Here is a 23,180-nt window from a genome sequence, read left to right on the forward strand (position 1 = left end):
CGAGGAGCCAGCCCAATGCCCATGTCCCGTAGGAACGCGCTGTCCCTGCTGGCGGCCGTGCCGGCGCTCGCCGCGTGCGGCGTCGGCGGCTCGTCGTCCGGCGGGGGCGGCACCACCGTCCGGATCGCCTACCAGAACTTCGCCGACAGCACGCTGCTGGTGAGGGATCAGAAGACACTGGAGAAGGCGCTCCCCGACCACGTCATCGAGTGGACCGCGTTCGACTCCGGCGCGAGCATCAACACCGCGTTCCTCGGTGGTGCGATCGATCTGGCGGTGATCGGCAGCAGCCCCGCCGCGGCCGGTCTGTGCCCGCCGTTGGACATCCCGTATCAGGTCGTCGAACTGCTGAACGTCATCGGCGAGAGCGAAGCGCTCGTCGTGCGCAAGGCAAGTGGCATCACGCGGATCAGCCAGCTGCCGGGCCGCAAGATCGCGGCGCCGTTCAGCTCCACCTCGCACTACAGCCTGCTCGCCGCGCTCGAACTGGCGGGTGTGGACGCGGGCAAGGTCACGATCGTCGATCTGGAGCCGCAGAACATCCAGGCCGCCTGGCAGCGCGGCGACATCGACGGCGCCTACGTCTGGACGCCGGTACTGAACGTCCTTGCGCAGGACGGCGTGACCCTCACCGACAGCGCGAAGCTCGCCGAGGCCGGCAAGCCGACGCTGACGTTCACGGTGTCGGGCAAGGACTTCGCCGACGCGAACCCCGACGTGCTTGACAAATGGCTTGCCGCGACGGACCACGCGCTCACACTGGTCAAGACGGACCCGGGCACGGTCGCCGCGGCGGTCAGCCGGCAGATCGGCATCAGCACCGCCGACGCGCTGTCCCAGCTCACGCAGAACATCTACCTCGACCACGCGGAACAACGCGGACCGGACTACTTCGGCACGTCGGACAAACCCGGTGAGCTGGCGGTCCAGTTACGGTCCACCGCGGAGTTCCTGCACCAGCAGAAGAAGGTCGACTCCGTTCCGGACCTGGCGACCTTCCGTGCCGCCCTGCGGGCCCCGGGAGCCGACGGTGCCTGAGGTCGCCGAACTGCGCGCGGTCGAGCACACCTACCGCACCAGGTCCGGACCGGTGCTCGCGCTCGGCCCGCTGGACCTGCGGGTGGCCCCGGGGGAGTTCCTCGTCGTGGTCGGCCCGTCCGGGTCGGGCAAGAGCACGTTGCTGCGTCTGCTCGCCGGTTTCGAGCGACCGTCCACAGGGGACATCACGCTGTTCGGCCGCCCGCCGGTGCCGGGCCGCGACGTCGGCGTGGTGTTCCAGCAGCCCCGCCTCTTCCCGTGGCACACGGTCGACGGAAACATCGCCACCGCACTCCGCTGGGCGGCGGTGTCCAAAGTGGACCGGCGCAGACGGACAGTCGAGCTGCTGACCTCGGTCGGGCTCGGTGAACTCGGCCCGCGCCGGATCTGGGAGATCTCCGGTGGCCAGCAGCAGCGGGTCGCCATCGCTCGTGCGCTGGCCGCGGAACCGCGGCTGCTGCTCATGGACGAACCGTTCGCCGCACTCGACGCGCTTACCCGGGAACGGCTCCAGGAAGACGTGCGTGTCCTCGCCGAAGGCGATCGCGCGGTCGTGTTCGTGACCCACAGCGTCGACGAGGCGGTCTTCCTCGGCACCCGCGTCATCGTGCTCACCGACCGGCCCGGCCGCGTCGCGCTCGACCTGCCCATCGACCTGTCCCGCCAGGGCGTGCCCGCCGACGAGTTGCGTGGCTCACCGCACTACGCGGCACTGCGCGGCGAGGTCGCCGCTGCGGTCAGGGCGTCAGTTTCCTAGAAGGAGGTACCGGTGACCACCACAGCACTGTCGGTCGAACCGCTGACCATCACGATTGGCGCCACGGTGCGTGGCATCGACCTGGCTGCCGGCCTGCCGCCGGCAGGGATGGCCGCGGTCCGCGCCGCTCTCCTGGAACACAAGGTCCTGGTGTTCGGTGGGCAGCGGCTGACGCCGGACACGCATCGCGCCTTCGCCGCCGAGCTCGGCGAGCTCACCCCCGCACACCCGGTCGTGCCGGGACTGGACGCCGAGCACCCCGAGATCTATGTGCTCGACAGCGGTGACGGTGGCAAGGCGCCGGTGTGGCACACCGATGTCACGTTCACCCGCACGCCACCTCTCGGGTCCGTGTTGCGGGCCGTCGACCTGCCGCCCGTCGGCGGAGACACCTGCTGGACCGACCTGGAGGCCGCCTACCTCGCGCTGTCCCCGCAACTGCGGCGCCTCGCCGACCAGCTCGACGCGGTCCACGACGGACGCGGGGACTTCGAGGAGTATCTGCGTGACAGGCTCTCCGGCGAGGGCAACCTCTGGGAAGGCGAGCGGGTCCGGTCACTCGACCCGGTGACCCACCCCGTGGTGCGCGTGCACCCCGAGACCGGCCGGCGCAGCCTGTTCGTCAATCCCGGATTCACCACCCACATCAACGATGTGACCGAGACCGAGAGCCGCGCACTGCTCGACGTCTTCTTCGCCGCCATCGGCCGCCCCGAGCACAGCGTGCGCCACCGGTGGACGCCCGGCGACGTCGTCGTCTGGGACAACCGCAGCACCGCCCACTACGCCGTCGACGACTACGGCGACCAGCACCGGGTCATGCACCGGATCACCATCCGAGGCAACCAGCCGGTGGGCCCGCCCCGCTGGTGATGTTGGCTTGCCGGGTGTCAGGGTTTCGCAGGACCCTCCCTGGTCTTGTTGCCGCGCAGGGGTTGTTCGCGCAGTGTTAGTGCGAGCACGAAGCAGATCGCCAGCGCGGGGGCGACGTAGCCGAAGATCGGCGGCAGCGCGTCGCCGACGGCGATGGTGACGCCGTGCCGCACGTCCGGGGGCAGTGCCGCGATCGCGTCCGCGTTCAGCTCGGTGCCGATGCGGGCGGCGGTGTGTGGCGGCAGGTGGTCCTGGAGGCTGGTGGTGAGGCGGTTGGTGAACACGGCGCCGATCATGGCGACTCCGGCGCAGCCGCCGATCGTGCGGAAGACGGTCACCGAGGAGGTCGCTGCCCCGAGGTGCCGGGAGGCGACGCTGTTCTGCACCGCGAGCACCATCACCTGCATCACCAGACCGATACCGAGGCCGAGCAGCACCAGGTACCAGCTCACCGTGGTCCTGCTCGTCGAGGCGTCCATTGTGGACAGCAGATACGTGCCGGCGGCGGCGAGGACGGTGCCGGTGACGGGAAAGTACTTGTACCGGCCGGTGCGGGTGATCAGGAACCCGGAGGTGAGCCCGGAGAACACGATGCCGCCCATCATCGGCACCAGCAGGAGTCCGGAGTCGGTCGCTGAACCCCCGGTGACGGACTGCATGAACAGCGGCAGGTACGAGACGGTTCCGACCATCGTCACGCCCACCACGAAGCTGATCACGACGGCGATGCCGAACGTCGGGTTCCGGAACAGCGCGAGTGGCAGCACCGGATCCTCGGCGCGCCGCTCGGCCAGCAGCCACGCCGACACCAGCACGACCAGCCCGCCACCCAGCCCGAGGATGACCGGCGAGTCCCACGCGTAGGTGGTGCCGCCCCAACTGGTCAGCAGCACGAGGCAGCCGGCCGCGCCGGTCAGCGTGAGCGCACCGAGGTAGTCGAGCCGCCGCCGGGTCGCGGGGCGGGGCAGCTTCAGCGCGGTCAGGATGACGGTCAACGCGAGGGCACCGACCGGGATGTTGAGGTAGAAGATCCAGCGCCAGGACAGGCTGTCGGTGAGTAACCCCCCGAGCAGCGGCCCGACGACCGTGGCCGTCCCGATGACCGCGGACAGCACTCCCTGGTAGCGGCCACGCTCGCGTGGGCTCACGAGGTCGCCGATGGCGGCCTGGGCGCCGACCATCAGCCCACCGCCGCCGAGGCCCTGCAGCGCGCGGAAGGCGATCAGCTGTTCCATCGACTGCGCCACACCACACAGCGCCGAGCCGATGAGGAACAGCACGATCGCGAACACCAGGAGCGGTGCGCGGCCGAAGGTGTCGCCGAGCTTGCCGTAGATCGGCATCGTCACGGTCATCGCCAGCAGGTACGCGGTGACGACCCACCCCAGGTGCTCGAGACCGCGCAGCTCACCGGCGATCGTGGGCAGCGCGGTCGCCACGATCGTCTGGTCGAGCGCGGCCAGCAGCAGCGCGAGGACCAGTCCCGTGAACGCCACGCGCACCTGCCGCTGTCGCGGAGCGACACGCACGTCGGCACTCATGACCGCTCCGGGATCGAGTAGCCAGCGACGACGAGCGGGCGGTCCCCCGTGGGTACCGCCAGGAACTGGTACCGCCCGTCGGTGGCCTGGTCGGAACTGGTCGACACGCTGTTTCCTTTCCTCAGTGGGGAATCGTTGTCATCAGTGCGGCCCGTGTCCGCCGGACGTACCACGCCGACCAGCCGAGCAGGGCACCCATGGCGCACGCGCTCAGTGCCGCGCCCAACGCGACCGCCACGGTGATGGGGACCTGGTAGACGGCGACGCTGATCGCTGTTCCCTCGCACAGCAGCCCGATGCCCCACCCGCCGGTGAGCGTGCGCAGCGCGCGGCGGAACCGCGGCGCCCGCTCCCAGAGCGAGTTCCATCTCGCGCGCCGGGCCGGCTCGCCCGCCGTCATCAGCGCACGGCCCACGTGGAAGGCAAGGGGTTTCGCGCCGAGCAGCGTCGCCAGCAGTACCGCGCCCGCGAGCGCCTGCAGTACCGAGTCCCGCACCAGGAGCAGCCTCGGGTCATCCAACGCCGCGGTGGCCAGTATCGTGCCGAGGTAGGTCACGAGCACGAACATGGCGAGTCCGTTGACCTGGCGGCGGGCGGCGATGCCGACAACCACCCGCATCGCCGCCACACTCGCGGCCGCCGTGAGCGCCACCAGGTCACCGGCACCGGCCAGCCGCAGGAGGTAGTAGGTCCCCACGGGCAGCACACCGTCGACGATCAGTTTCGGTAGCGCTGCCCGCAGGACCCGCCGCCACGGCGGCAGCCGCAGCACGGACAGGGGGGCCTCGTCGGGCACGTTCCCGTCATCGCCGGGCAACGGCCGCTCCGGGCTCAGTGTGCGAACCGGTCGAGGTAACCGTGCAACAGCCGCGGGTCCAGCGGATACCCGCGCAACCCGAGGTAACCGTCCGGCCGGACCAGGCACAGGCTGCCGGGCCGCGCGGCGAAGGCGGTATGCAACGCACCGTCCGGATCGGACACGACACCGACGTCGGGCAGCCGCGTTCGCACCGGATCGGCATTGCGCACCACAACGTAGGAAACGACGTTGTGCCGCTTGTCGATGCCGGCGAGCGTCGCGGCCGCGCCGGGATCGTCACCGGCGAACAGCAGCAGCACGTGTCCGACGCCGTACAGCAGGTCGTGTGTCCGGCGCCGGTCGCCGGGTGGACCGAACCAGACGTCCGGCGCACGGTCTCCCGGCTGGAGCCGCGACCCGGAGCGCCCTTCCCCTTCCGCGGTGGACAGTGGGCTGTCCCGGTAGTGGGTGTCGAGTTCGGCCGCGCGCAGGGTGACCCGCCGCTTGACCGGTGGGAGGTTCATCATCACCCGGCTCCTGATGTTGTTCACCGTGCGCGCCATCCCGCCCCGTTCCTGGATCCTGCGGGTACTGCGGTCGCTGATCTGCAGCGTGCGCCGCGCGACCGGTCGCCGCTCCCGTTCGTAGGTGTCCAGCAGTTCTGGACGCGCCGAGCCGGCCGCGACCAGCGCCAGCTTCCAGCCGAGGTTGTACGAGTCCTGCATCCCGATGTTCATGCCCTGTGCGCCGGTCGGGCTGTGCACGTGGGCGGCGTCGCCGGCCAGCAACACCCGTTCGGCGCGGTACTGGGACGCCAGTCGCCGGTGGATGTGGAAGTTCGACATCCAGTGCGACTCGCGGAGGGTGACCTCGACTCCTCGCTGCCGCACCAGCTCCTCGTATCCTTGCAGGGTGAGCTCGGGGCGGTCGCCGTCGGCGAACCACCCCGCGGCCTCCGCCACCATCCGCCAGCGCCGCTCACCCGGCACGGGCATGCAGCGCAGGCTGCCCCGCGGCCCGTTGAAGGTGTGCGCCTGCTCGTGCGGGTACTGCCAGTCCACCTCGACGTCGGCGGAGATGAGGTCGTCGGGATAGTCCATTCCGTCGAAGGAGATCCCGACCTGCTCCCGGACCGTGCTGCGCAACCCGTCGCACCCGACGACCCAGCCGAACCGTGCCTGCTCGGTGCGGTCGCCTTCCAGGTGCGACAGCTCGACGTCGGCACCTCGGTCGTCCTGCGTGAGCCGGGTGAGCCGGACTCGGCGCTCGACCTTCACCCCGTCCACCGCGGCCCGCTCCTCCAGCAGGCTCTCGGTGATGGGCTGCTGCAGGGTGAGTGTGAACGGGAAGCGGGAGGGCAGCCGGCTCATGTCGAACCAACCCATGAGCCGAGGTCGCCGGCCGGGCGCGGGTTTCCTTGCCGTGTAGGCGTTCAGCCGCCGCACCTGGTGGCCGAGGTCCACGGCCTGCTCGGCGATGCCGAGGTCGGCGAACATCTCGAGCGACCGGATGTGGATGTTGATCGCGCGCGGCGCGGTCTTGCGCACGTCGGCTTCCTCGATGATCCGGCACGCCACCCCCCGACGGGCGAGGTCCGCCGCCAGGACCAACCCGGTCGGACCGGCGCCCACGATCAACACCGCCTTCTCGACGTCACCCACGGCCGACCACCATGCCCCCGTTGACCTGCAGGATCTGGCCGGTGACGTAGCCGGCGCCGGCCGAGGCCAGGTACACGACCGCGGCCGCCACCTCTTCGGGAGCGCCGAACCGGCCAAGCGGTACTTCTCGCCGCATCACGGCCGTCGCCTGTTCGGCGCGCCGCTGGAACACCGGCGACTCGACGTCGGGAACCAGCCCAGGGGCGACGACGTTCACCGTGATCCCGTCCTTGGCCAGCGTCGGGACCAGGTCGTACGCCCAGGCGTGCAACGCCGACTTCGCCGCCCCGTACGAGCCGCGGCCGAGGAACGCCGCGTTCGAACTGGTCGCGATCACCCGGCCGCCCGGGCGGCGAAGGTGCGGCGACAGCGCGTGGGTGAGCAGCACGGTCGTCAGCACGTTGGTCTCGTAGGCACCCAGCCAGGCCGCGGCGACCCCGGCCAGTTCGTCGTCGCTGTCTGGTTGCCCGTGCTGCCGGCCGCCCGCGAGGTTGACCAGCACGTCCACCTCGTCGCCACCGGACGTGACGGCCGCGACCACGTCGCGCACCTCGTCCGGGCGCGTGAGATCGACCTGGTGCCAGGTCACCAGCTCCGCCCCGACCTCGGCGTTGATCTCCTTCGCGGTCGCGGTCAGGACCTCCGCGCGCCGCCCGAGCAGCACCACCCGGTCGCCGTCGCCAGCCAGTGCCGAGGCGACCGCCTTCCCGATCCCACTGCTGCCACCGGATACGACCGCCAGTCGCGCCATGAATATCTCCCGTTCATTTAGAGTACTTGTGCGTACTCTAGTCACGGTGTGGCGAAACCGGCAACCACCCCGCTGCGAGAGTTCAGGCGCGTACCAGTGGGAGCACGACGTCGTCCACGATGTCCACGATGAGATGGTCGGGAATCGGACCGCCGTACACGAAGAAATGGTGCCGGAGCAGGATCTGACCAGTCTTCGCCACCATGGGGTTCACCGCGTCGGCGTGGGCGTCTCCCCGGCTCACGGCCCGTTGGAGGACCTTGGTCATCTCCTCGGACGGCACGTCGATGATGTGCGCCCTGGCGAACTCCGCCAGCGTGGGGTCGAGCAGCGCGGTGCCGATCAACCCACGTGCGGCCTCGCCTTCCGGACCGGCGAGCCGGTCCGCCGCCCGGCGCAACAGCTCGAGCAGGTCACCCCGCAGACTGCCGGTGTCCGGGGGAGCAACCACCCTGGGCGAGGTGTTCGCCAGCGCCGCGATGACCAGCTCGGCGACGCTGGACCAGCGCCGGTGTACCGAGCTCTTGCTCGTTCTGGCCCGGCGCACGATGCCGTCCATGGTGAGCTTCGCGTAGCCGACATCCCTCAGCTCGGCCAGGGTCGCGTCGTAGATCGCCTTGTGGAGCGCGTCCCCACGACGCCGCGGCCCCTTGCGATGATCGACCGGCGGTCCGGTGCCGGTGCGACTGACGGCGGCCGGCGCGTCATCGGGTGGCGGTGACGCACCGGTCATGGCTGCTGGACCAGTTGCTGTGCGGGCACGTCGACGCAGGGAGCGCCGGAAACGCCGTTCACGGGATAGCACAGGCAGCGCACGCAGGAGTCGGTGAAGACGTGTACGGCCTCGCGTTGGTCTCGGGTGCGCCACACGACCGCCAGCTGGCTCGCGGTCAGGTCGGCGACCGGACGGTAGACCACGTCGGACCGTTGGTAGATCTCGGCGTTCTCCGCTGGCAGCAGCACGACGCCGACACCGGCGGCCACCGCTTCGAACGCCTCGTCGGTGCTCTCGGCCTCCGCGGCGACGTGGGCCGGTGCCGACCGATGGTCGTTGGCCAGCCAGAAGTCGCGGGCCGCGCCGGCCGACCTCGGGTATGCGATGAAGGGCTCGTCGGCGAGCTCGGTGAACGGGATCGTCGTGTGCTGGGCGAGGCGGTGGTCGGCGGGCAGGGCGACCCATCGGTCCTCGGTGCTGACCACTTTCCAGGACAGCCCGCCGTCTGGCGGCAACGGCAGCCACGCGAGCGCGACGTCCACCTCGCCGTGTCGCAGGCCCGCCGCCGGGTCACGCCAGGACACCTGGCGGAACAGCAGTCGCCATGCCGGCAGGAGGGTGTCCATCTTGGCGGTGACGGCGGGGATCAGGCCGCGGCCGATGCGGGTCTGGAAGCCGACGACCAACGTGGTCGCGCGCTGCGCGTCGGCCTCCGCGACCGCCTGCTGGGCGTCGTCCCACCGGCCGGTGATCTCGCGCGCGTGCGGTAGCAGGGCATGTCCCGCCGCGGTGAGCACGACCGTGCGGCGGTCACGGTCGAACAGGGTGGTCCGCAGTGTCTGCTCCAGCTGGCGGATTTGTTTGCTCAGCGTGGGTTGGGACACGAACAACCTGCTCGCGGCCCTGGTGAAGTTCAGTTCCTCGGCGACCGCGATGAAATAGCGAAGGTCCCGCACGTGGACTCCCATAGACAAAGGCTATAACAGTTTCTCTTGGACGACCCGGCCTGGTTCTGGACAGGATGGATCCTGGAACCGGACAGGAGGTGCCCCGCGTGGAGTTGGGTGTGTACGGGCTGAGCGCCAAGGCGACGTTGGGGCCCGAGGCGACGGCCAGGCTCGCTGGGCTGGCGGAGGGCCTGGGTTATCGGTCGTGGTGGGGTGGGGAGCATGTGGTGTTGCCCAGCCCGCGGGTGCCGGAGTCGCCGATGGCTCCGGAGGATCCGATTCTCGACCCGCTGATCTATCTGGCCTATGTCGCGGCGGTGACCGAGCGGATGGAGTTGGGTACCGGCGTGGTGATCCTGCCGCAGCGCAACCCGTTGCTGTTGGCCAAACAGGTGGCGAGCTTGGACGTGTTGTCCGGTGGCCGGTTGCTGCTGGGTGTCGCGCCCGGCTATCTGGAGCCGGAGTTGACGGCGATGGGCGTGCCGTTGGCGGAACGGGGCAGTCGGGTGGACGACTACCTGGACGCGATGGACGCGCTGTGGACGCGTCCCGCGCCGGTCAGCCACACGGGGCGGCATGTCTCGTTCCGGAACCTGGATGCCCAGCCGCGGCCGGTGCGGCCGGATGGTCCGCGGATCGTGATCGGTGGTCACAGTCCGGCCGCGTACCGTCGTGCGGTAGCCAGGGGGCATGGCTGGTTCGGCAACGGGTCCAGTCCGGAGGAGCTCGCCGGTCACCTGGCCGGGTTGGCGAAGGCGGCCACCGAGATCGACCGGCCGGCCCGTCTCGGGCGGCTACAGGTGAACTTCATGCAGATCAATCCGGTAGCGGTGACCCGTGCGGCGGCCGACCGGTACCGGGAGTTGGGTGTGGACCGATTGGTCGTCTACCCGCTGCCGCTGGAGGACCAGGACGAGACAGCCGGTTTCCTCGAACGCCACGCCACCCTGATCCGGTAGGTGTGGGCCGAATCTGCCGGCCTGTTCGTGAACTGAGCGCTATCCGTCGAGGCGGCCGGGCACGGTGTCCTGCTGGACCCTGGTCGGCTGCGGGCCGGTCGTCGAGCGGGTCGTGGGCACGGTGCCCAGCAGCGGGAGCTGTGCCGAGGTCCCGGCCAGGTCGATCGTCACCCGTGGCAGTTGGGTCGGGGTCGTGGTCATGCCGCTGTCGTTGCCGGCGATCACCAGTGCCAGGCGGTGGCCCGCGGGTACCACCCAGTCCGTCGTGGACAGTCGGAACGTCATCGGGTACTTCGTGCCGGGGGTGAGGGGGCGCGGGGTGCTCAGTGAGGCGTAGTTGGCCAGGTCGGCCCAGCCGCGGGCGATGATCTGGGCGTCGACGGTCGTGGTGGTGGCCTCGGTGTCGCGATAGCAGGCGTCGTCGCCGGTGCGGCTCTCGCCCCAGCAGGACTCGGTGGTCAGCGTGCGGATGCCCTCGCCGGTGCTGCTTCTGGCCGTCGCCGGGCCGTAGTCGACCAGGTAGGCGGACAGGTGCGCGGTGGTCGTCGACGGGGTGGCGGCGACCGTGATCCGGGACGTGCCGGCCACCCGGAGGTCCGTGGTCAGCGTGCCGGTGCTGTAGACGACCCGGCGCGCCGAGGTGGTGGACGGCGAGGCGATGTAGCTCGCCGGGGTGCCGGCACCGTTGTCGGTGAACGACGACGTCGCCGTGCCGGGCGTGGTGCGCAGCGTGCCGACGCCCGCGGTCGAACCGGCCACCGGATACACGGTCTGGGTCCGCGTGCCCGCCGGTGGCCAGGTCGCGGTGTCGCTCCACTGGTCGACGCCGCGCTCGACCGACACCGCCGGCTCGGTCTCGATGCCGTTCTGGACGCCGAGCAGCCAGCGGTCGAACCAGCGGTGCAGCGTGGCGACCCAGGTGGCACGCCGGAAGTCGAACGGGTCGATGTGTCCGGTCTGCGACAGCCACAGCTTGCGCGGCACCGACGTGGGCAGCGCGTCCAGCCACTGACCCCAGTTGACCGGCTTCACGTTCAGGTCGGCCCGCCCGTTGACCGAGAACACCGCCGCCCGCACGTTCGCGGCGCCGCGCACGTAGTCGCGTTGCTGCCACATCGCGGTGTAGTCGCCGTTCGACGGGGCGCCCGCGGTCATCTCCGCCCGCACCGCCCCGCACCGGGAGCGCGCGTTCGCGTTCTCGAAGTTCGACGCCAGGCTGGTCGGCGTGCCGAAGCCCCGGAAGGCGACGCCGTCGGACCGGAACCAGTCGTACCAGGAGCTGATCGCGGAGATCGGCACGATCGTGCGCAGCCCGTCGACGCCGGTCGCGGCCACGCCCTGGGTGACGCTGCCGTCCCACGACTTGCCGATCATCGCGGCCGCGCCGGTCGACCATTCCGCGGTCACCACCGATCCGCCGGACGCCGCCGAGTACCCGGTGGCGCGGCCGTTGAGCCAGTCGATCACCGCCTTGCCGGAGGCCACCTCGGACCGGCCGCCGGTGTCCATGCAGCCGGTGGACCGCGACGAGCCGCTGAAGTCGACCAGCGCCACCGCGTAGCCGCGCGGCACGAAGTAGTTGTCGTAGAACAGCGGGAACGACAGCGGCAGCCCGGCGGCGTCGTAGCTCTTGCGCTCGCTTTCGTTGCCCCTTCCGGAGGTCGCGTAGTACGGGCTCGCGTCGATGATCACCGGGACCGGCGCCGCGGTGGCCGGCCGGATGATGTCGGTGGCCACGCGGTCGCCGACGCCGTTGCCGTCCAGGTCGAGTCCGATGTCCACCCACACGTTCTCGCGCACCGCGTCGGCGAACGAGTGGATCGGCTGTGTCACCCCGTTCTCGACGACGAACGCGGGGGTCGCCGCCGCCGAGGGCACCACCACCAGAACGGACAGCAACCCGACCAGCCCGGCGATCACCGCGACCCGAAGCACCATGCCAGCGACGTTAGGTCGCGGTCCGCGACGGGTGGCAGGGCCAATCGGTGATCCCAGTTGCCGCCACTGGGCCGGATGGCGCAATCCGGACTCTCTTTCTGTGCGCGGGTAAACGCACAGCGGTGTCGACCATCTCTAAACGATGGGAGGGGTTTGCCAACTGTGAGGAGATGTGGTGCACCGACGAAGAATGTGGCGTGGTGGGATGGTGGTCGCGCTGGCCGCCAGTGTGGTGGCGAATGTGGCGCCGGGGGCCGTGGCCCAGCCGAGTGCCGGCGCTGGCCGAGGCGAGCCGGTCTCGGTCACGCTGGTCAGCGGGGACCGGGTGGAGCTGTGGGGGAGTGACCCGGCGGCGCCGCTGCGGGTCGAACCGGCGCAACGCGCCCACGCGGTGCCGTTCCAGGACTACTGGCACGACGGCGACCGGTACGTGCTGCCCGGCGACGCGGCCCGGCTGGTGGCCGAGGGGCGGCTGGACCGTGAGCTGTTCAACGTCACCGGGCTGATCCGGCAGCGCTACGACGACGCGCACACCGAGTCGGTGCCGCTGCTGGTCGAGTACGCGAACGCCCGCGCCAGGGCCGGTGCCGAGGTGCCGGCGGGTGCCTCGGTGCGCCGGGTACTGCCGAAGCTCAACCTGACGGCGCTGGACCAGAAGAAGGGCAGCACAGCGGACTTCTACGGCGAGCTGACCGACGGGACTGTCGCCGGGGTGCGCAAGGTCTGGCTGAACAAGCGGGTTCGGGCCACTCTGGACCAGAGTGTGCCGCAGGTCGGCGCGCCGGCCGCGTGGGAGCGCGGGCTGACCGGGGCGGGGGTGCGGGTCGCGGTGTTGGACACCGGGATCGACTCCGACCACCCGGACCTGGCCGGCAAGGCCGTGGTGAGTAAGGACTTCACCGGTTCCGGTGGGGTTGAGGACGGGCACGGGCACGGCACGCATGTCGCGTCGATCATCACTGGGACCGGGGCGGCGTCGGATGGGAGTTATCGCGGGGTGGCGCCGGATGTGTCGCTCGCGGTCGGCAAGGTGCTCGACGACAGTGGCTGGGGCACCGACGACGGTGTGCTGGCCGGGATGCAGTGGGCGGCGGCCGAGTCCGGTGCGAAGGTCGTCAGCATGAGCCTGGGCAGCGAACCGACCGATGGCCAGGACCCGGCGTCGGTCGCGGTGAACATGCTTAGCCGGGAGTACGGGACGCTGTTCGTGATCGCCGCCGGTAACTATGGAGGTGAGCGGACGGTCAGCTCGCCGGCGACGGCGGACGACGCGCTCGCTGTTGGCAGTGTGTCCAAGAGCGATGAGCCGAGCGGGTTTTCCAGTCGCGGTCCTCGGCTCGGGGACGGGGCGGCCAAGCCGGAGATCAGTGCGCCGGGTGGGGCCATCGTGGCGGCCAGGCCGGCGGGGGTGCCGCCGCTGGGTGAGCCGGTCGGCGAGGCCTACCAGCAGCTCGACGGCACTTCGATGGCGACGCCGCATGTGGCGGGCGCGGCGGCGATCCTGGCCCAGCAGCACCCGGACTGGTCTGGGCCCGCACTGAAGTCGGCTCTGGTCAGCAGCGCGCACGAGGTGGCCGACGCCGGCGTGTACGAGGTCGGCACGGGCCGTCTCGACGTGGACCGCGCGACCGCGACGCCGGTCGTCGCCACCGCAGCGGTGTCGGCGTACCTGCCGTGGCCCAACGTCGGCTCGCAGGAGCGCAGGACGGTCACCTGGACCAACTCCGGCGACGCGCCGGTCACCCTGGCGCTGCGCGCCGAGCTGGTCGACGAGCAGGGCGAGGGGGCTCCGGCGGGCCTGGTCACGCTCGCTGAGGACAGCGTGACCGTGCCCGCGGGGGGCAGCGTGTCGGTTGAGGTGCTTGTCACCGGGCAGGACCGGACCGGGACCTACTCCGGCGTGCTCGTCGCCAGTGCCGGTACGGTCCAGACCCGGACGGCGATCTCGGTGTACCAGCAGGAACAGCGGCACTCGTTCACGCCGACCCTGCTGGACCGCAACGGCGACGCACCCACGGTGGACAGCCGGTCGGTGGCCTACGCCATGAACCTGGACAGCGGCGACAGCTACTTCGTCCCCTCGGGCGAGACGGTGTCCCTGCCTCGCGGGCGGTACGTCGTGGACGCCGTCATCGAGACCGCGGCGCCGGGCCAGGAATCGTCGTTCACGGTGATCACCCATCCGGAGCTGAACCTCGACCGGGACGTCACGCAGACCTTCGACGCCCGGATCGGCCAGCCGGTCACGGCCGAGCCGGACAACCCGGACGCGCGGGGCGGAACGCACGCGCTCTACTCCATGGCCAGGCAGGAGAACTGCGACTGCATGTACGCGCTCGTCGTCGACGGCGATTCGCGGTTCGAGCCGATGTACGCGGCGACCCTGCCGGGCACGGTATCCGACGGCTACGCGCTGGCGCACGGTCGCCGGGCGACCGAGTCGGACCTGGAGCTGGTGGCCGACGACGAAGAACCGTTCGACGTCAAGCTTCAGGCGCTGTTCGGCATTCCGCCGACCGAGGAGGCCACGCTCACCGCGGTCCACGGCGGTTCGGGCACCAGGGAGGACCTCGCGAAGGTCGACGTCACCGGCAAGCTGGTGGTGGTCGAGTTCGACCCGTACGTCGGTCGGGAGGAGTGGCTGCGCCGCGGGGTCAACATCGCCGAGGCGGGCGGCAAGCTGGCCATGTTCCGGTTCATCGACGAGGGGGTCGTCGACCCGCTGCCGGGTGACCCGGTCGAGAGTGAGCCGGTGCCCACCTTCTACGGCGACGGCAACGGCACGGTGGACCGGTTGGCGGAGCTGGTCAGGCGCGGCGAGACGGAGGTCCGGTACGCGAGCCGGGCGACCACGGACCTGCGCTACGAGCTGATCCACGGCGTGGCGCGGCAGGTCACCGCGCCGGTCACGTACCGGCCGAGGACCGAGGACCTGGCGGTCATGCGCGCGGCCTACCACGACAACGCGCCGAACCAGGTGGGCTACGTCGCGTTCGGCAAGCTGTTCGGCCGCTATGTCGGTACCGGGTGGTTCGCGCGGACGGCCGCCCAGCAGGAACGGCTGGAGTACTTCACCCCGGCCGAGTGGAGCCTGGACTGGTCCACCGGCCCGGCCATCCTGAGCGACACCGTGACGCTCGAGGCGGGCGCGCCGCCGACCAGGATCGCCTGGAACAAGGCGGTGGCCGGGCCGTCGCTGCGCGGCACCACGAAGAACTTCACGACCGAGGAGCTTCATCCGTGGTCGTGGCGCCACGACGGCCTGCTCAATGTCAAGGTGCCGATGTACGGCGACGCGGCGGGCAGGCCACGGATGGCCGACCCGTGGACCTCCGCCACCGGCGAGCTCACCGTCTACCGGGACGGCACCGAACTCGGCACTGGCCCGGTGACGGGCTTCGTCGAGTACCGGGTGCCGGACGCGGACTCGGCGTACCGGGTGGTGGCCGAGGCACGGCAGTCCGATGCCGCGTGGCCACTGTCCACAGTGGTCACTTCGGAGTGGACCTTCCGCTCGTCGGCGGCCGGTGACGGCAAGGCGCTGCCGATGCTGACCACCCGCTTCGACCCGGCGGTCGACGTGCGCAACCGCGCGCCCGGCAACCGCGGGTTCTCGTTCCCGGCCTATGTGGAGCGTCAGGACGGGGCGGGCAGGATCGCCTCGCTGGCGGTGGACGTGTCCTACGACGACGGGAAGACCTGGCGGAAGGCCGACGTCGGCCGCGACCGCGACCACTGGAAGGTGACCGCGCGTCATCCGAAGAGTGGTTACGTCTCGCTGCGTTCCACCACGTCCGATGTGGACGGAAACCGGCAGGCGCAGACGATCATCCGCGCCTACCAGATCGGCTGAGTGAGCAAAGGCCGCGGCGGCATCCATCCGGGTGCCGCCGCGGCTCGGAGCTCGACCGTCGGGGCGAGGTCGGAGTTCGCGTCCTGGACCACCTACTGTCCACGACATGACTGTGCAGACGGCTTGGTCGTCGATCACCACATGGCTCGGCGACCAGGCACCCACTACCGCCAGCGCCGTCCGCGCACCCGCGTCCGAGGACGACATCGCCGAAACGCGGGCCGCGATCGGCCGCGACCTGCCAGACGATCTCATCGCCTGGTGGCGGCTGGCCGACGGAATGGACGACTACCGCGCCGGATTCCTCATCCCAGCGGTCTACCAGCCGCTGCCGGTCGCCGCCGTGCGTGACGAATACCAGCGCTGGTCACGCTATACCGACCCCGACTGCTGCCGCTCCGACGGAACTCACCGCGCCGCTGGTGAAGCCGGATTCGGGTTCTGCACCGCCACCGTCCCGATCTGTCGCGACCTCGGCGGCGACGTCCTGCTCGTTGACCTCCGCGATGGTCCTCGGCACGGCGTGATCCTCAGCCTGATGGCCGAAGATGGCCACCACCCCACCCGGTGGACCACTGTCGCCGCCATGCTCGAGGACGTCGCCGGCCGCCTGCACACCCCAGGATCCGGCTACGAGCCAGACGTGATCGAGGACGGCGTACTCACCTGGGTCTAGATGTGGGTGACCGCCTGCCCCGGATGGCGGGTCACAGGTGGATCAGGTCGGCGACCTCCTCGGGTAGGCCGGGTGACGTCATGACATGGCCCATCCCGGGCACGACACGCAGTACCGCGCCCGGAATCGCGGCAGCCAGCGCCGCACCGTGACCAAGCGGATAGACCGGATCCTGGTCGCCATGCACGATCGCGGTCGGCGCGGTGATCGACGACAGCGGGGCGAGCAGGTCGGGGGCGTCCATCCACACGGCCCGGAAATGGTTGGCCGCGGCCGTCGGGTCGGTAGCCCGCGCCAGCGCCAGCTCCAGCATCGCCCGGGCGGCCTGCTCGTCGAACGGCCGGCCCGGCCCGTTGAAGACCCGGAACAAGGCCACGTCGGCCTCCACACCCGGCGTCAGCCCGGCGGCCTGATGCGCGAGGAACGCCGGCGCCGGCGGCGGCAGATCATCCGGGTCGGCCGGTTCCCCGGCGCGCGCCCGTGCCAACGCGGGACGCGGATCATGACCCATCGGCGAGCTGGACATCACCGTCAGGGACCGGACCCGTTCCGGCGCGTGCACCCCCACCCACTGCGCGATCATGCCGCCAAGGGAGGTCCCGGCCAGATGAGCGGAATCCAGCCCATAACCGTCCAGCACAGCAAGGCAGTCGCGAGCCATGTCTCCGATCGTGTACGGATGAGCGTCGAAGTCGACGGAGCTGGACCGACCGGTGTCCCGATGATCGAACCGGATCACCTGAACCCCACGCTCAACAAGCCGACCAACCAGCGCATCAGGGCAACTGACACCCTGAGCGGCCGATCCCATGATCATCAGAACGGCGGGCAGCGCTGGGTCCCCGATCCGCTCGGTCCAGATCCGCAGCGGCCCGGAGGCGACGAATCGTTCGTGCGTGTCCAACATGGGGGGCACGGTAGCGGCTACCCGCGGCCGGACATCGATCTCAGTAACCTCTGAGATTCGCTCGGTAACTTGGATTCGGGTCATGGCGGGCCACGACAGTCCAAGGAGAGGGTTCCATGAGATCATCTTTTCGGGCCGGCACATTGGTGGCCGGTCTTGTCTCGGCGCTTGTGTTGACCCTGGCCGGTTCGTCGGCCTACGCGTCGGCCGACGTGAGCGCGCGATCGGCAGGCCCGACCTGGGAGATTCATCACCCGGGCGACCCACAGCGGATGTGCACCAATCCCGGTTCCGGATTTACCCACTCGTATTTCCTTCTTGTGGTCAAGGGAACCTGGTCGACGAACGTCGACTACGGGATTCGAAATCTCCCTTCGGGATCGACTGGTACGAGCTACCACATCCCGCCCGGATCCAACTACCCTCAGCCTGACGGGGCCATTCTCGTGAACGGGTTCATCCAGGTCGCGGTCCACACGAACAACCCGGTCGGTACGTACAACGCGGAGATCTGGGCCTCGGACGGAACGGTGACTCAGACCGAGCCGGTCGAGATCGTCATATCGACCGACGACTGGGTGGACTGCATGTCCAGCAGATGAGGCCGAGCACCTGCCGGCGGGTTTCGGAGCCGCCGGCAGGTTGCCTCAAGGCGGACTCACCCAGCCGGGGCACGCGGTTCACCCCGGCTCGTCGTGTTTCAGCAGGGAGCGGGTGCCTCGGGGGAGGTTGGCGGTGTCGGCGAGATAACGGGTGACGGCATCAGGGAATACCGTTCGCCAGTATCGCCCGACTGAACCGGGAGTTCCTCCTGGCGTTCAGGCGCGGGGCAGGAGGCCAAGGAGCGTCGAGGTGAAGGACATCCGCAGCCCGTCCCGCAGATCCAGGTTGAGCACGCCGAGGGCGGGCTCGTCCGCGTAGGCGGCGAGCAGGCTGGGTGGCGGCGGGACGTAGGCCGACAGGGCGCCCGCCGAGACCAGGCTCATCAGGCAGAACAGCTGCGCGCCCGCGCCGAGCTCCGGCACGTGGCGGCACAGGAGCTCGGACATGGCCGCGAGCCTGGTGAGCGAGGACCGCTTGTGCCGCTTGACCACCTCGACCGAGACGTTGTGCTCCAGGACGCCGCCCTGCGCGCCGAACAGGTCGCAGAGCACCACCCGGTTCGCCAGTGACTGGCTGAGGACCTCGGCCAGTTGGCCCGCTCGCACGTCCGGTGCCGCGTGCGCCTCGATGCCCTCGGCCAGCTCATCGGCCAGTTCGGCGAGCCAGTTCCCCAGGAAGTCGTCCAGCAGTTCGAGCAACACCGCCTCGCGTGACTCGAAATAGCGCAGGACGTTCGACTTGGCCAGGCCAACCCGCCGGCTGAGCTCGTTGAGGCTCACCTCGGCCACCGGCATCTCGTCGAGCATCGCCGCCGCCGTGTCCAGGATCGCCCGGCGGCGGATCTCCCGCTGCTCCTCGCTGCGCGCCCGCTGGAAGGTCACGCCATCACCCTAGCTTAGAGACCGCCGGTCCCTTGACAGTAGACCGGTGGTCTCTTATGTTGGTGCTATAACAGACCGATGGTTCCTTAGGAGTACGTCATGAGTGGCAACTGGACCGAGCAGCACATCCCCGACCAGCACGGCCGGGTGGCGATCGTGACCGGCGCCAACACCGGGCTGGGTTTCGAGACCGCCCGGATGCTCGCCGCACGCGGGGCGGCGGTGGTCCTGGCCGTCCGCGACGTCGAGAAGGGCAGACAGGCGGCGGCCCGCATCGCCGGTGACGTCACCGTCCAGGCCCTCGACCTGGCCTCGCTGGACTCGATCCGGTCCGCGGCGGCCGACCTGCGCGCCGCCCACCCGCGCATCGACCTCCTCATCAACAACGCGGGCGTGATGTACACGCCGCGGCAGACCACCGCCGACGGCTTCGAGCTGCAGTTCGGCACCAACCACCTCGGCCACTTCGCCCTGACCGGCCTGCTGCTGGACCGGCTGCTGCCCGTCGCGGGCTCCCGCGTCGTGACCGTCAGCAGCACCGGCCACCGCATCCGGGCCGCCATCCACTTCGACGACCTGCAGTGGGAGCGCTCGTACAGCCGGGTCGCCGCCTACGGCCAGGCCAAGCTCGCCAACCTGATGTTCACCTACGCACTACAGCGCAGGCTCGCGGCGCACGGCACCACGGTCGCGGTCGCCGCCCACCCCGGCGTGTCCAACACCGAACTCGCCCGCAACACGCCCGCCGCGCTCCGCCTGCCCCTCAGCTGGCTCGCGCCGCTGCTCACCCAGAAGGCCGATATGGGCGCCCTGCCCACCCTGCGCGCCGCCACCGACCCGGCCGTCGCCGGCGGGCAGTACTACGGCCCCGGCAACCGAGGGGAGGTCCGAGGCTATCCGAAGCTGGTGACCTCCAGCCCCGACTCTCACGACCAGGCCGCCCAGCAGCGCCTGTGGACCGTCTCCGAGGAGCTCACCGGCGTGCCGTTCCCCCTACGGCGAGCCGTAGGGGGAACGGGAAACCACTGACCCTGACTAGCCGACTCTGCCGAGTTCGAAATCTTCAGTCCACACCACGCCATATCCGGTGATGTAGCTGTAGCCGTATCCGGTGAAATCTGTGACGACACCGCCGGAACAGGTCACTTCCCCACGTCCGGTCTGAAAGCTGGTCCAGGGTACAAATGAGCCTTCGGCATACCTGATAAGCCAGGACATTCGCTCTTCCGCGAGGTACCCGCCGGAAGTGGGATAAACCGTGCCATCGAGTTCGGTCGTCACCTGAAGAGCGCCCGCGTCATTCTGGATGACCTCGATATTCATCGGCGCGTGCTGAACACCATATGTGATGGCTTCGCCGTCGAAGGTGCCGACCCACTGTTCCTTCGTGGTGCCGCATTCCACCTGTGCCTGTGCGACGGCCGGCCCGGCCAGGAACAAGGACGCTGCGACAAACATCACGGACAGGACGGATCTCTTTCGCATAAAATGCTCCCACTGTTTCAGCGGCATCGAACCTCGCCACCATTGGCCGGTCAACTCGAGAACGACTCGAAACTCAAGCAGGTCAGCGCGGGAGCCCACCGGCGCGGTCGTGGCGTTGGAACCGGTCGGGGAGTTGCTCGGACCTGGTCGTCCTGGTGCCCGCGACCCGGACCTTGCGGGCGCTGATCCGCCAGCGGTCGCCCTCGTCGACGAGGGTGTCCTCGTAGCAGCCCCACACGTGCAGGTGGCGGTCCTGCTCGGCGTTGTCGTGGAAGGCGTACACGTAGGCGATGGTCCGCGCGGTGCCCGCGCTCACGTGCAGGAAGCTGACCGTCGACACGTGGTGGCTGGTCGCGGTGTACCGCCCGGTGGCGGCCGCGAACAGGCCGCGCAGCGCGTCCCGGCCCGCGGTGATGTTGCCGTGTCCGTAGTCGAACGTCGCGTCCTCGGTGAACAGGTCGGCCAGCAGGTCGATGTCGCACCGGTCCACGCCACGGCTGTAGGCGTGCAGCGTGTCGTTGATCTCGGCACGGGCAACCAGGTCCTCGGCGGAAAGTCGGTTCACGGGATCACCTCGGGGTTGTCGGTGCGGCGAAGGCGGCGAGGATGGCGCGGAGTCGGTCGGGGTCCTCGGTCGGCCAGCCGAAGTAGGACGACACCCGGTCGATCCGGCCGCCGAACCGCTCCTGGCACCGGGCCGGCATCTCCTCCGGGGTGCCGACGAGCGCGATCTCGTGGAAGAGCCGGTCGTCGACCAGGTCGCCCATCTCGGCCCACCTGCCTTCGCGGGACAGGCCGCGCAGCTCGGGCTGGAGGTTCTCGTAGCCCACGCTGGCCAGCACCTTCGCGTAGGCGGGGGTCGAGGCGTAGAACGCGATCTGCTCCCGCGTCTGCCGGGCGGCCTCGGCGAGCTGCGCCTCGGTGTCGCCCATCACGAGGAACAGCGGCACGTACAGCTCCAGGGCGTCCCGGGCGCGACCGGACGCCGCGAGGCCGCGATCGACGGCGGGCAGCGTGACCTGGTCGAGGTAGGCCCTGGTGGTCATGCCGTGCAGGAGCAGGCCGTCGCACAGCTCGCCGCCGAGCTCGGTCATCCTGGCGCCGACCGCGGCGATCATCGTCGGGATCCGGTGGGTGTGGTGGTGGGGGGTGAACACCGGCGTCATCAGCGTGTGTTGGTAGTGCTCGCCGCGGTGGTCCAGGCGGGTGCCGTCGCGCCACGCGGTGAAGATGGCGTCCAGCGCCAGCAGGAAGTCGCGCATCCGGTCGACCGGCGAACTCCAGTCCATGGAGAAGCGGCGCTCGATGTGCGCCTGGATCTGGCTGCCGAGGCCGAGCGTGAAGCGCCCGCCGGACATGGCGGCGAGGTCCCAGGCGAGGTAGGCGACCGACATCGGGTTGCGGGCGAAGGCGACCGCGATCGCCGTACCGACCGACATCCGCTCGGTGGCCAGCAGGGCGGCCTGGGACTGGAGGAAGGCGTCGGTGACGCTCTCGCTCGCCCAGACGCGGTCGAACCCCTGGGTCTCGGCGTCGGCCGCGATCGGGCCGCAGCCGGCGGCCGAGGAGCCGATCATGCCCATGTCGATCTTCATCGGGCGTCCTTCGGTAGGTGGAGAACCCGTTCGCCGATGGCGTTCTTGAGGATCTCGTCGGTGCCGCCGCCGACGCGCAGGCCGGGCAGGCCGAGGGTGAGCTCGGACCAGGCGTAGGTGCCCCACGCGCCGGTGTCGGCGACGTGCCCGGCGCCGAGGACATCGGCGGCGAGGTCGCTCAGCTGGCGCAACAGGTCGGTCGTGAGGAGCTTGGTCATGGCCAGCTCGGGGCCGGGGGTGCCGCCGCCGTCGAGCAACCGGGCGGTGGTCAGCCGCGCGGCCCACGCCCGCACCACGACGTCGGCGAGCTGGTCGCGGGTGCGGGCGTCGACCGGTGCCCGCACGTGGCGCGCGAGGTCGACGAGCCGGTCGACCATGGCGGCGTCGACGCCGACCTCGCGGCCGATGGCGGAGCGCTCGTGCAGCAGCGAGGTCATCACCACCCGCCAGCCGCCGTCGACCTCGCCGACGCGCGCCGCGTCGGGGACGTGCACGTCGGTGAGGAACACCTCGTCGAACGACGCCCCGCCGGTGAGCTGGCGGATCGGCCGGATCTCCACCCCCGGTGCGCGGAGGTCGACGAGGAACGTGGTCAGGCCGGCGTGCTTGGGCTTGGCCGGGTCGGTGCGCGCGATGCAGAGACCGAGGTCGCTGTAGTGGGCGCCCGAGCTCCAGACCTTCTGGCCAGTCAGCCGCCAGCCGTCGCCGGCACGCTCGGCGCGCGTGGACAGGCCCGCGAGGTCCGACCCGGCGCCGGGCTCGCTGTAGAGCTGGCAGGCGATGACCTCGCCGGTCCGCAGCCGGCGCAGCAGCCCGGTCTTCTGTTCCTCGGTGCCGTGTTCGAGCAGGGTCGGGCAGAGCGTGGCGGCGCTGAAGCGGAGATAGGCGTCGTCGGGCAGTTCGTGCTCCGCCTCGACGGCGCGCAACAGGTCCGCGTGCCGGGTGGTCAGGCCGGCGCCGCCGTAGGTCGCCGGGCCCTCGACCCAGGACAGCCCGTGGTCGTCGAGGTGGGCGCGGTAGCGCCGCAGCCGCGCGATCTCCTCGGTCTCGCCAGCGGAGCGCTCGGCGACGACCGAGACCCGGTCGTCGCCCTCGCCCCAGGCGTTTCCGGCGGCGGCCCGTCGTGGGGCTGGTCGTGGGGCGAAGGTGCTGATCACCTCGGTGACGCGCTGCCGGAAATCCCGCTCACTCACGGTCGACA

At 70.3% G+C, this 23,180-nt stretch carries 22 protein-coding genes; 9 read left to right on the forward strand and 13 right to left on the reverse strand.

Features of this window, described 5'->3' with window-relative positions:
• Positions 1-21: 21 nt before the first annotated feature.
• The 3 genes from ACYVIP_RS16525 to ACYVIP_RS16535 are packed head-to-tail and all read left to right on the forward strand — an operon-like array spanning position 22 to position 2,668.
• Entirely contained in the window at positions 22-1,038 is a 1,017-nt protein-coding gene (locus ACYVIP_RS16525) for a taurine ABC transporter substrate-binding protein (protein WP_460397082.1), read from the forward strand.
• Positions 1,031-1,795: an ABC transporter ATP-binding protein gene (locus ACYVIP_RS16530; RefSeq protein WP_460397084.1), complete on the forward strand. Its 765-nt coding sequence runs from the start codon at positions 1,031-1,033 to the stop codon at positions 1,793-1,795. The genes ACYVIP_RS16525 and ACYVIP_RS16530 overlap by 8 nt, the downstream gene beginning before the upstream one ends.
• Positions 1,796-1,807: 12 nt before the next feature.
• Positions 1,808-2,668 (forward strand): TauD/TfdA dioxygenase family protein, encoded by an 861-nt coding sequence (locus ACYVIP_RS16535; RefSeq protein ID WP_460397086.1) that lies wholly within the window; start codon positions 1,808-1,810, stop codon positions 2,666-2,668.
• Positions 2,669-2,685: 17 nt separating this feature from the next.
• On the opposite strand, the gene ACYVIP_RS16540 is transcribed toward ACYVIP_RS16535, so the two are convergent.
• From ACYVIP_RS16540 to ACYVIP_RS16565, 6 genes are all read right to left on the reverse strand, one after another.
• Positions 2,686-4,209: an MDR family MFS transporter gene (locus tag ACYVIP_RS16540; RefSeq protein ID WP_460397088.1), complete on the reverse strand. Its 1,524-nt coding sequence runs from the start codon at positions 4,207-4,209 to the stop codon at positions 2,686-2,688.
• A gap of 121 nt (positions 4,210-4,330) precedes the next feature.
• Positions 4,331-5,026 (reverse strand): VC0807 family protein, encoded by a 696-nt coding sequence (locus ACYVIP_RS16545; protein WP_460397089.1) that lies wholly within the window; start codon positions 5,024-5,026, stop codon positions 4,331-4,333.
• Positions 5,027-5,040: 14 nt separating this feature from the next.
• Entirely contained in the window at positions 5,041-6,669 is a 1,629-nt protein-coding gene (locus ACYVIP_RS16550) for an FAD-dependent monooxygenase (protein WP_460397091.1), read from the reverse strand.
• The gene (locus ACYVIP_RS16555; protein WP_460397093.1) at positions 6,662-7,420 is read right to left on the reverse strand and encodes an SDR family NAD(P)-dependent oxidoreductase; all 759 of its coding nucleotides are present in this window, start codon (positions 7,418-7,420) and stop codon (positions 6,662-6,664) included. Before ACYVIP_RS16555 ends, ACYVIP_RS16550 begins: the two co-directional genes overlap by 8 nt.
• Before the next feature lie 82 nt (positions 7,421-7,502).
• On the reverse strand, positions 7,503-8,153 hold the full coding sequence (locus tag ACYVIP_RS16560) for a TetR/AcrR family transcriptional regulator C-terminal ligand-binding domain-containing protein (protein ID WP_460397095.1): 651 nt from the start codon (positions 8,151-8,153) through the stop codon (positions 7,503-7,505).
• Positions 8,150-9,103 carry a LysR family transcriptional regulator gene (locus ACYVIP_RS16565; protein ID WP_460397097.1) on the reverse strand — a complete coding sequence of 318 codons (954 nt, stop codon included), beginning with the start codon at positions 9,101-9,103 and terminating at the stop codon, positions 8,150-8,152. The genes ACYVIP_RS16560 and ACYVIP_RS16565 overlap by 4 nt, the downstream gene beginning before the upstream one ends.
• A gap of 86 nt (positions 9,104-9,189) precedes the next feature.
• On the opposite strand from ACYVIP_RS16565, the gene ACYVIP_RS16570 reads away from it, so the two are divergent.
• On the forward strand, positions 9,190-10,041 hold the full coding sequence (locus ACYVIP_RS16570) for a TIGR03619 family F420-dependent LLM class oxidoreductase (protein WP_460397099.1): 852 nt from the start codon (positions 9,190-9,192) through the stop codon (positions 10,039-10,041).
• Between the two features lie 39 nt (positions 10,042-10,080).
• Here the strand turns inward: ACYVIP_RS16570 and ACYVIP_RS16575 are convergent, their stop codons facing one another.
• Entirely contained in the window at positions 10,081-11,979 is a 1,899-nt protein-coding gene (locus ACYVIP_RS16575; protein WP_460397101.1) for a Xaa-Pro dipeptidyl-peptidase, read from the reverse strand.
• A gap of 175 nt (positions 11,980-12,154) precedes the next feature.
• Here ACYVIP_RS16575 and ACYVIP_RS16580 point away from each other — a divergent pair, with 175 nt between their 5' ends.
• Together ACYVIP_RS16580 and ACYVIP_RS16585 are read left to right on the forward strand one after the other, a co-directional pair.
• A complete protein-coding gene (locus tag ACYVIP_RS16580) occupies positions 12,155-15,832 on the forward strand; it encodes a S8 family peptidase (RefSeq protein WP_460397103.1) in 3,678 nt (1,225 codons plus the stop codon).
• Positions 15,833-15,938: 106 nt separating this feature from the next.
• The gene (locus ACYVIP_RS16585) at positions 15,939-16,508 is read left to right on the forward strand and encodes an SMI1/KNR4 family protein (RefSeq protein ID WP_460397105.1); all 570 of its coding nucleotides are present in this window, start codon (positions 15,939-15,941) and stop codon (positions 16,506-16,508) included.
• A 31-nt stretch (positions 16,509-16,539) separates the two neighbouring features.
• On the opposite strand, the gene ACYVIP_RS16590 is transcribed toward ACYVIP_RS16585, so the two are convergent.
• Positions 16,540-17,280, reverse strand: a complete 741-nt coding sequence (locus tag ACYVIP_RS16590; protein ID WP_460397253.1) for an alpha/beta fold hydrolase — start codon at positions 17,278-17,280, stop codon at positions 16,540-16,542.
• Here ACYVIP_RS16590 and ACYVIP_RS16595 point away from each other — a divergent pair.
• The gene (locus tag ACYVIP_RS16595) at positions 17,188-17,469 is read left to right on the forward strand and encodes a hypothetical protein (protein WP_460397259.1); all 282 of its coding nucleotides are present in this window, start codon (positions 17,188-17,190) and stop codon (positions 17,467-17,469) included. The genes ACYVIP_RS16590 and ACYVIP_RS16595 overlap by 93 nt on opposite strands.
• A gap of 62 nt (positions 17,470-17,531) precedes the next feature.
• On the forward strand, positions 17,532-18,017 hold the full coding sequence (locus tag ACYVIP_RS16600) for a DUF5980 family protein (RefSeq protein ID WP_460397107.1): 486 nt from the start codon (positions 17,532-17,534) through the stop codon (positions 18,015-18,017).
• 216 nt (positions 18,018-18,233) lie between these two features.
• Here the strand turns inward: ACYVIP_RS16600 and ACYVIP_RS16605 are convergent, their stop codons facing one another.
• A complete protein-coding gene (locus ACYVIP_RS16605) occupies positions 18,234-18,899 on the reverse strand; it encodes a TetR family transcriptional regulator (protein WP_460397109.1) in 666 nt (221 codons plus the stop codon).
• A gap of 99 nt (positions 18,900-18,998) precedes the next feature.
• Here ACYVIP_RS16605 and ACYVIP_RS16610 point away from each other — a divergent pair, with 99 nt between their 5' ends.
• A complete protein-coding gene (locus ACYVIP_RS16610) occupies positions 18,999-19,928 on the forward strand; it encodes an SDR family NAD(P)-dependent oxidoreductase (RefSeq protein ID WP_460397111.1) in 930 nt (309 codons plus the stop codon).
• A 6-nt stretch (positions 19,929-19,934) separates the two neighbouring features.
• Here the strand turns inward: ACYVIP_RS16610 and ACYVIP_RS16615 are convergent, their stop codons facing one another.
• Genes ACYVIP_RS16615 through ACYVIP_RS16630 form a run of 4 tightly spaced genes read right to left on the reverse strand, consistent with a single transcriptional unit; the run spans position 19,935 to position 23,172 of the window.
• A complete protein-coding gene (locus tag ACYVIP_RS16615; protein WP_460397113.1) occupies positions 19,935-20,411 on the reverse strand; it encodes a hypothetical protein in 477 nt (158 codons plus the stop codon).
• A 55-nt stretch (positions 20,412-20,466) separates the two neighbouring features.
• Entirely contained in the window at positions 20,467-20,949 is a 483-nt protein-coding gene (locus tag ACYVIP_RS16620) for a nuclear transport factor 2 family protein (RefSeq protein ID WP_460397115.1), read from the reverse strand.
• 4 nt (positions 20,950-20,953) lie between these two features.
• Positions 20,954-21,979: a TIGR03617 family F420-dependent LLM class oxidoreductase gene (locus tag ACYVIP_RS16625; protein WP_460397117.1), complete on the reverse strand. Its 1,026-nt coding sequence runs from the start codon at positions 21,977-21,979 to the stop codon at positions 20,954-20,956.
• Entirely contained in the window at positions 21,976-23,172 is a 1,197-nt protein-coding gene (locus ACYVIP_RS16630; protein WP_460397119.1) for an acyl-CoA dehydrogenase family protein, read from the reverse strand. The genes ACYVIP_RS16625 and ACYVIP_RS16630 overlap by 4 nt, the downstream gene beginning before the upstream one ends.
• Positions 23,173-23,180 lie beyond the last annotated feature (8 nt).

Source organism: Actinophytocola sediminis (assembly GCF_054779715.1).

Bases quoted from the DNA above. Each gene is read 5' to 3' on its own strand.
- ACYVIP_RS16525 (WP_460397082.1), top strand. From the start codon at position 22: ATGTCCCGTAGGAACGCGCTGTCCCTGCTGGCGGCCGTGCCGGCGCTC.
- ACYVIP_RS16540 (WP_460397088.1), bottom strand. From the start codon at position 4,209: ATGAGTGCCGACGTGCGTGTCGCTCCGCGACAGCGGCAGGTGCGCGTG.
- ACYVIP_RS16555 (WP_460397093.1), bottom strand. From the start codon at position 7,420: ATGGCGCGACTGGCGGTCGTATCCGGTGGCAGCAGTGGGATCGGGAAG.
- ACYVIP_RS16560 (WP_460397095.1), bottom strand. From the start codon at position 8,153: ATGACCGGTGCGTCACCGCCACCCGATGACGCGCCGGCCGCCGTCAGT.
- ACYVIP_RS16565 (WP_460397097.1), bottom strand. From the start codon at position 9,103: ATGGGAGTCCACGTGCGGGACCTTCGCTATTTCATCGCGGTCGCCGAG.
- ACYVIP_RS16575 (WP_460397101.1), bottom strand. From the start codon at position 11,979: ATGGTGCTTCGGGTCGCGGTGATCGCCGGGCTGGTCGGGTTGCTGTCC.
- ACYVIP_RS16585 (WP_460397105.1), top strand. From the start codon at position 15,939: ATGACTGTGCAGACGGCTTGGTCGTCGATCACCACATGGCTCGGCGAC.
- ACYVIP_RS16595 (WP_460397259.1), top strand. From the start codon at position 17,188: ATGAGCGTCGAAGTCGACGGAGCTGGACCGACCGGTGTCCCGATGATC.
- ACYVIP_RS16600 (WP_460397107.1), top strand. From the start codon at position 17,532: ATGAGATCATCTTTTCGGGCCGGCACATTGGTGGCCGGTCTTGTCTCG.
- ACYVIP_RS16610 (WP_460397111.1), top strand. From the start codon at position 18,999: ATGAGTGGCAACTGGACCGAGCAGCACATCCCCGACCAGCACGGCCGG.
- ACYVIP_RS16615 (WP_460397113.1), bottom strand. From the start codon at position 20,411: ATGCCGCTGAAACAGTGGGAGCATTTTATGCGAAAGAGATCCGTCCTG.
- ACYVIP_RS16625 (WP_460397117.1), bottom strand. From the start codon at position 21,979: ATGAAGATCGACATGGGCATGATCGGCTCCTCGGCCGCCGGCTGCGGC.